Origin of the sequence: Methylobacterium sp. BTF04, assembly GCF_010692745.1 — a bacterium.
In the GTDB taxonomy this organism is placed as follows: Bacteria; Pseudomonadota; Alphaproteobacteria; order Rhizobiales; family Beijerinckiaceae; genus Methylobacterium.
The window spans coordinates 1-6,312 of the sequence record NZ_JAAHTB010000088.1 but is presented as its reverse complement, the minus strand read 5'-3'; the positions used below and the strand labels follow the sequence as shown (position 1 = coordinate 6,312).

Genomic DNA, 6,312 nt, shown 5'->3' with positions numbered 1-6,312 from the left:
GTTCCGGATTTGTCCGCCTATGCGTATCAGGTGGGCCGGTTCGTTCGTTCTGGCCGCATAGTCGCGGTCTCAGCCCGTGCGCCGGACCCGCTCGGCCTCCGCGCGCCACGCGTCGCGCTCCCGCTCTGCCTCGGCCAAACGTCTCCGAAGCTCCGTGTTCTCGGCGTGCATCTCCCCGGCATCCACGGCGAGCTCGACGCACTGGTCCTGGACCTCGGCCAGGGTCTGCCGCAGTTCGGCGTTCTCGATGACCACGGCCAGGAACTCGGCGGTGCGCTGGCCCGTGATGGTCATGCTGTCCCCTGCCCCGCCCGTCGGGGCGGCGGGTCTACCTCAGCCGGTCAGGTGCTTCCACCATCCTGGACGCACGAATTCGTGCGAGTGGCACGAGCAATGCGATTGGCATTTCTGCTGACGCTCATTTGCTCCCATGCGATCGAGCGTCGGCCCGGCAGCCAATGGGAGGCTCTTCCTGTTGCGCTGCCGGTTACGCACGCGCCCTTGCGTCCCTGCCATTCACCAAGGCGTGTGCGAGGTCAAAACCCTCATGCCAGAAGTAGGCTTCGCTCGAACCGCGAGGGAACGGACAGGCTTCCAGGCCTGATCCGTCATTGAAGGCGTACACGCCCTGCCAGAAGGGATTGAATGACAATTCCATATACGCTCGCTGAGAATGGGCATGGGGCGAGGCAATGTCCGTGCCTTCAAGCTCTCAGGACCGCTCGTTCTAGTGGGCGTGTCGCAAAGACTTTTGCCACGGAAAATTCTGCTCTCGGCACGAGTGCACCTCAACCCGTCGGGGTGGTTCCGACCCCATCAGACGGCTTCACCGACCTAAATGAGGCAGGTCATTAGGCGGTGAACAGGCACCCCAATGCCCTGATGGAGAAGATTATTTCGGCTGTTGAACGTTTGCGACACGCCCGCTCATCCTCGCTTGCCGCGGGGAGCCAGAGGAGGTCGTTGTCGAGCCTCGCCCGGCCGGCGCGAGCCGATACCGCCGCTCACCTGAGGCCCGGGCCCGGCGGGCGCAGAAGGGCTGACGCTAGTCAGCCCATGGTGCTCCAACCTGCCAAACCGGCATCTTCAGCGGCGACGGCAGCGATGCATTCGGAGCGATCGTCATACCATTGACGATGATTCCATCTCCGATCTGAGCAACGAAGGCTAAAAAGTTCTCACTCTCCAGATAGCCGAACTTGTAACATAAGCGCATGCCGTAGTTTCTGATATTGCCTCTCATAGGCTGCCTATACTCAGGCAGCAGCTCGTTGAAATAGCGAACTAGTGGCGCGCGCTGCGTATCCTGCATCTGCTGCCAGCTACCAGTGATACGATATTCACGAGGAAGTATTTTCCCCGTTTCTCTAAAATAAATAGCGCAGGTCATCTTTCTGATAACAATGCGTGCGGCCATGAGTAATTCCGCCGGTGGCGTAAACACGCCAATGTCGGAGAGAGATTGGCCGGGAAGGCGCTGCATCCCCATCCTCTTGAGAGCGGATCGTTTCTGGTTTGCTGTGCAGTCAAATATTGGTAAAGCGCCCGGATAGTTGTTTGATATTCCAGATATTTTCTTATGGAACGCAGATTCCTCTAGATTTTCCGGGTTGAAGTCGAGAGCCATTGCATAGAACCCGAATATATCGTCGTACGGCCGGGTTGCTTGGTTGCAGTCGTCGCACGCCGGAAATTCTATACCCTCCGGATGTTTTCCTGGAGGGAAGCATCCTCGAGGTGGAATGTGATCCTCGCTCGTCGAGGCTGCACCACCACCGCACAGGCAGCAGTACGGGTTCTCAGCAATGAGGCGTTGTCTGCGCCGAATCCGAACTCGTTTTTCGCTCATGCTGGCAGGCTTCGCGCGGTTGGCTTGCACCTCAAGGTAGGTGCAGAGGACGACCGCTTATCAGCGCCTGCCCCGCATTTAGAGGTCTGAACCAACCCGCTTCCTCCCTCTCGTAAACCTTTTGTATCCGCGGTGGTCGATTTTCTGCCCCCTATAATGTCGGCCCAGTTTTGGGCCGACGTCCTTATCGATCCAAATTTGGATTGATCCCCCCGATTTGGGGAACCAATCCGCCCCCGCTTCATCCACGCGAGCCATTCCTGGTCGATCACCGTCACCACGTTCGGCAGGCTTTTGGCGCCTGTGCGGCGGCGTTCGCGGACCTCGACCATGCCCAGGCGGCGGGCCTGCTTGATCGCGTTTTTGGCCAGGGTGCGGGACACGCCGGCACGGGCTGCGATGGCATCGAGGCAGAGGACGCACGCGCCGCGGGACTGGGCCTCGTCGACCACAATGCGCAGCACGGCGAGTTCGCCAGTGGTGAACCGTGCGGCGAGGGCCGGCGGCATAGGACCCGACGCGGCTAGCCGCCGGCGGCGCTCAATCGCCTCGGATCGGACAGGGGGGCGTTGCGGCTTGCGAGCAACCGTTCGTGTTACTCTGATGGTTGGGTTCTCCCCAGGTCGGGGGAGAACCATAACCTGACCCACAGGCAGGTTTTGCGGGCAGGCCGCGAAACTCCTGCCCATCGCACGCCGGGCCTGGATCGCCTCGGCCAGCCGCCCCGCGTCCTCGTCGCCAATCTCCCCTGCCGCCACACCCGCCCAGAGCGCGCGCGTCACCTCATCGAGCGCAGCACCGTGCGCCCGGCCTATGGCCGCAGCCATGTCCTCAACATGCATCGTCCTCGGTCCCTTACGGGCCGCAGGCAGGGGTCCAGGCACGACTCATCGGTGCAAGACTTGGCGGTCCTGCTTGACACCCGAGGGGGGCATATGGCTTGTGAGGGATTGTTCGGTTCCTCACAGACCACTCGATTTCGCGGCCCTCCAGATTGGCGTCTGGGGGGCCGTAGTCGTTTCAGGGTCTATCTCGCGGCGGTGATCTCTCCTGACATCCGTCCGACTCGTTGGAACGAGCGCGACCGGACATGGTATGTCGGCCGGCCGGCATGGTTAAGTCAACGTTGCGGGGAGAGGACGGCGGCGCCCGCAAGGCCATTTCGCCGTACCGCACGGCGAAAGGTCATTCGACCCGCCTCGTCTCCCTCCTCTGCCCCATCGACTCCATTCGGCTTCCAGCCGATACCGCCAGCATGTTAACCGGATGCCAACCGGAGACCCGCTAGATATCCTCGCGATATCGGGCGCATGCCAGGAGTAGATCCATGATCACCGTCGTCGGCGGAACGAAAGGCGGCTCCGGCAAGAGTACGGTCGCCACCAACCTCACGATCATGCTCGCGGCGGCCGGGCATGACGTGCTCCTGGTGGACGCGGACGACCAAGAGACCGCTACCGATTTCACGAACCTCCGCGAGGCGTCCCGGCCCGGCGGCGCCGGCTACACCTGCATCGCCCTAACCGGAGCGGCCGTTCGATCTGGGGTGCAACGGCTCGCCCCGAAGCACGCACACGTCGTCATAGATACCGGCGGCCGTGACACGGTAAGCCAGCGCGCGGCCCTCTCCATCTGCCACACCTACCTTGTGCCGTTCGCGCCGCGATCCTTCGACGTGTGGACGCTCGACAAGGTGGCCGAGCTCGTGGAGGAAACCCGGGCGGTAAACCCAGACCTGCGGGCCCTGGCCTTCATCAACCGGGCCGAGGCTCGCGGCGGCGAGAATGCCGAGGCCGCCGAACTGATTCGCTCCAAACCTGGACTCGAGTTCCTGACGACCAGCCTCGGGGCTCGCAAGGCGTTTGCGCACGCCGCGGCGGCCGGTCTCTCTGTCACCGAGCTACGCCAGCAGGACCCGAAGGCATCCGAGGAAGTCGGCGCCCTGTTCCGGCATCTCTTCGATGCCTCGCGGATATCCTCCGGAAATCAGGAAGGCATCTAGCTATGGCCCTCAGTGCAAAGCCTACCCGGCCAGTCGCCAAGGCCGCCGATCCGGTTGAGGCATTCATCAGCAAGGGCGGTTCAGTGCCGGCCGAGGCGGTGGCCGCAGAGAAAATCGCCAAGGGCGCGCAGCACCCTCTCAAGTTCCCGGCTGATACCGATTTGTTCGACCGCCTCGAAGTGGCGCGCAAGGCCAGCGTAGTCCGCCTGCCTCGGAACACCTGGATCCTCCAGGCCATCGCCGAGAAGCTGGCACGGGATGCCGGATAGAGATCGGTCCAAAATTGGACCGATCTCCGAAAGATCTCTCAGAGATATCCAATCAGTATCTACGAGATGCTATCCTCATGACCGAGCCGACCCTCCGCCGTTTCCCCGCGCCCTGGACCGTTGTTGAGCGCGAGAGTTCCTTCCAGATCGAGGACGCTACCGGGTTCGTGTTGGCCTACGTCCTGTTCGGGGAAGACCCGCAGCGACCCAACGGAACGAACCGCATTACGAAGGACGAGGCGCGCCGGATCGCGGTCAACATGGCTGCGGTACCGGAGTTACGCGGAGCGTTGCGCGACTAGAACGGGCGTGTCGCAAACGTTCAACAGCCGAAATAATCTTCTCCATCAGGGCATTGGGGTGCCTGTTCACCGCCTAATGACCTGCCTCATTTAGGTCGGTGAAGCCGTCTGATGGGGTCGGAACCACCCCGGCGGATTGAGGTGCACTCGTGCCGAGAGCAGAATTTTCGTAATTACCCACGCCTGTGATGGTTGGGTTCAGGCGCCGACGGTCTTGAGGATGGTGCCGAATATGGGGGCGCCGGCGAGGCGGGCGGTATCGACGACGGTGCGGACCGCTGCCTCTCCCTCGGCGGCCCACATGGCGCGGTAGCCATTGGTCACCTTCCTTTGGACGACGGCCGGGCGAAGGGCGCGCTCGCAGCCGTTGTTTGTCGGCTCGACCGCACCGGGGTGGTCGAGGAAGACCAGGAGCTGATGGCGGGCTCGGCCGATCTTGGCCTGCAGGTCGCGGGTCAGGTCACAGCGGCTCGGCGTGGCAAGGATGGCTCCAAGCTGTCGATCCAGAGTCCGGCGTTTGGTGGCCAGCGTCGAGGCGGCCAGATCGGTGACGTGCTCAGCCAGGGCGAACACGGAGTGCAGCCAGAATTGCAGGCGCCAGGGGACCGGATCGTCGCTCGCCTCGACGACGTAGGCGACGTCGCGGGCGAGATGCGCCAGGCAGGTCTGATGCTCGGCGGCGTGTCCCTGTTGGGCGGTATAGCGATCCGAGATCCACACCGCGGGCCGGTGTCCGTCCATCATGTCACGCACCACGATGGCGCCCCGCGTCGGCGAGGCCTGATGGACGACAGCCTCTGCCGAGCGGAAGACCCAATGATAAGCGTTGCTCCCCTCAATGCGGACGCCGGTCTCGTCCGAGGCGACGACATCGGCGCGGCGCAGCGCCGAGACCGCAACCTCGCGGCCTGAGCGGAAACGCCCCTGCGCCCGTCGGAGCAGGTTCATCAAGGCGCCTTGGCTGAGGATGAGACCGAACAGGTCGTTCAACGCCGCTTGGAGCCGCTCGTAGGAGAGCGCCTGGAAGGTCTTGAGATACGTCGCTACGGCATGAAGCCGTGGGCCGAACGGCGTTCCTCGCGCCGCTTCCGGAACGGGCGCGACGACCCGTGTCGCGCAAGAGGGGCAGCGCAGCGCCAGCCGCCGATGCTGGGTGATGATCGGCGCCATCTCCGGCAGCTCGATCCGCTCCGCCATGCTGACGACCTCCGCGGGAAGATCCCCGTGCAGGACGCCGCCACAACACGGGCAACGCTCAGGGCGATGGTCGACGACCGCATCCGGATCATCGCTGATCATCCGGCTGTGGCCCTCGTGACCGGGCTTCGCGCCGCCGGGCTTGGAATGCTCACGTTGCTCTTTGCGATCTGTCGCGGGCGGCTTCGACGAGGTGCGCGAGGTCTTGTCCGGACGCTGCAGCCGCAGCACCAGCTCGATCAGCTCCTCGCGGCTCAGCCGCTCAAGATCGCTTCGGCCCATCCCACGAAGGAATCAGCGAAATCCCACCCGCGCAAGGGGGTGGGTAATTACGAATTTTCCGCGGCAAAAGTCTTTGCGACACGCCCATCTACAGGCAGGCCACCTTGAGCGCCTTGCACGCCCTGTCCGAAGAGGTGGACGCCCTGTCGGACGCGGTGCGTGCGATCCCCGATGACGACGCCGTAGCGGATCAGTTCATCGCCCGCATGTTGGCGGTGCAGAATACGGCCGGCGCATTCCTGGAGCGGTTCAGGAACAGCCGGGATGCGCAGGGGCAGGCGTGAGGGTGAATTCGCATCCAGGTATCGCGGACACATGTGTTCGGATCAAACGTTCTCTTTCTACGCGCGACACTTAGTGTCTGTTCGGCAACATATTGATTGATTTGAGTAGGTTGTGATTCAAGCGGAG

8 protein-coding genes are annotated in these 6,312 nt (G+C 63.1%); 4 read left to right on the top strand and 4 right to left on the bottom strand.

From position 1 onward, the window contains the following. Window positions 1–69: 69 nt before the first annotated feature. The 3 genes from G3T14_RS22745 to G3T14_RS22735 form a co-directional block, all read right to left on the bottom strand. The gene (locus tag G3T14_RS22745; RefSeq protein WP_163644783.1) at window positions 70–294 is read right to left on the bottom strand and encodes a hypothetical protein; all 225 of its coding nucleotides are present in this window, start codon (window positions 292–294) and stop codon (window positions 70–72) included. Between the two features lie 751 nt (window positions 295–1,045). Beyond that, on the bottom strand, window positions 1,046–1,627 hold the full coding sequence (locus G3T14_RS22740) for a hypothetical protein (protein ID WP_163644782.1): 582 nt from the start codon (window positions 1,625–1,627) through the stop codon (window positions 1,046–1,048). A gap of 218 nt (window positions 1,628–1,845) precedes the next feature. Further along, window positions 1,846–2,691, bottom strand: coding sequence for a hypothetical protein (locus G3T14_RS22735; RefSeq protein WP_163644781.1), 846 nt, complete (start codon window positions 2,689–2,691; stop codon window positions 1,846–1,848). A gap of 485 nt (window positions 2,692–3,176) precedes the next feature. Here G3T14_RS22735 and G3T14_RS22730 point away from each other — a divergent pair, with 485 nt between their 5' ends. From G3T14_RS22730 to G3T14_RS22720, 3 genes are all read left to right on the top strand, one after another. Further along, window positions 3,177–3,851, top strand: a complete 675-nt coding sequence (locus tag G3T14_RS22730; protein WP_163644780.1) for an AAA family ATPase — start codon at window positions 3,177–3,179, stop codon at window positions 3,849–3,851. Window positions 3,852–3,853: 2 nt separating this feature from the next. Next, window positions 3,854–4,120 (top strand): hypothetical protein, encoded by a 267-nt coding sequence (locus G3T14_RS22725; RefSeq protein ID WP_163644779.1) that lies wholly within the window; start codon window positions 3,854–3,856, stop codon window positions 4,118–4,120. A 77-nt stretch (window positions 4,121–4,197) separates the two neighbouring features. Then, window positions 4,198–4,422, top strand: coding sequence for a hypothetical protein (locus G3T14_RS22720; protein ID WP_163644778.1), 225 nt, complete (start codon window positions 4,198–4,200; stop codon window positions 4,420–4,422). A 198-nt stretch (window positions 4,423–4,620) separates the two neighbouring features. On the opposite strand, the gene G3T14_RS22715 is transcribed toward G3T14_RS22720, so the two are convergent. Beyond that, window positions 4,621–5,901, bottom strand: coding sequence for an IS66 family transposase (locus tag G3T14_RS22715; RefSeq protein WP_163644777.1), 1,281 nt, complete (start codon window positions 5,899–5,901; stop codon window positions 4,621–4,623). 104 nt (window positions 5,902–6,005) lie between these two features. On the opposite strand from G3T14_RS22715, the gene G3T14_RS22710 reads away from it, so the two are divergent. Then, window positions 6,006–6,185 (top strand): hypothetical protein, encoded by a 180-nt coding sequence (locus G3T14_RS22710; protein ID WP_163644776.1) that lies wholly within the window; start codon window positions 6,006–6,008, stop codon window positions 6,183–6,185. The last annotated feature ends 127 nt before the right edge of the window (window positions 6,186–6,312 follow it).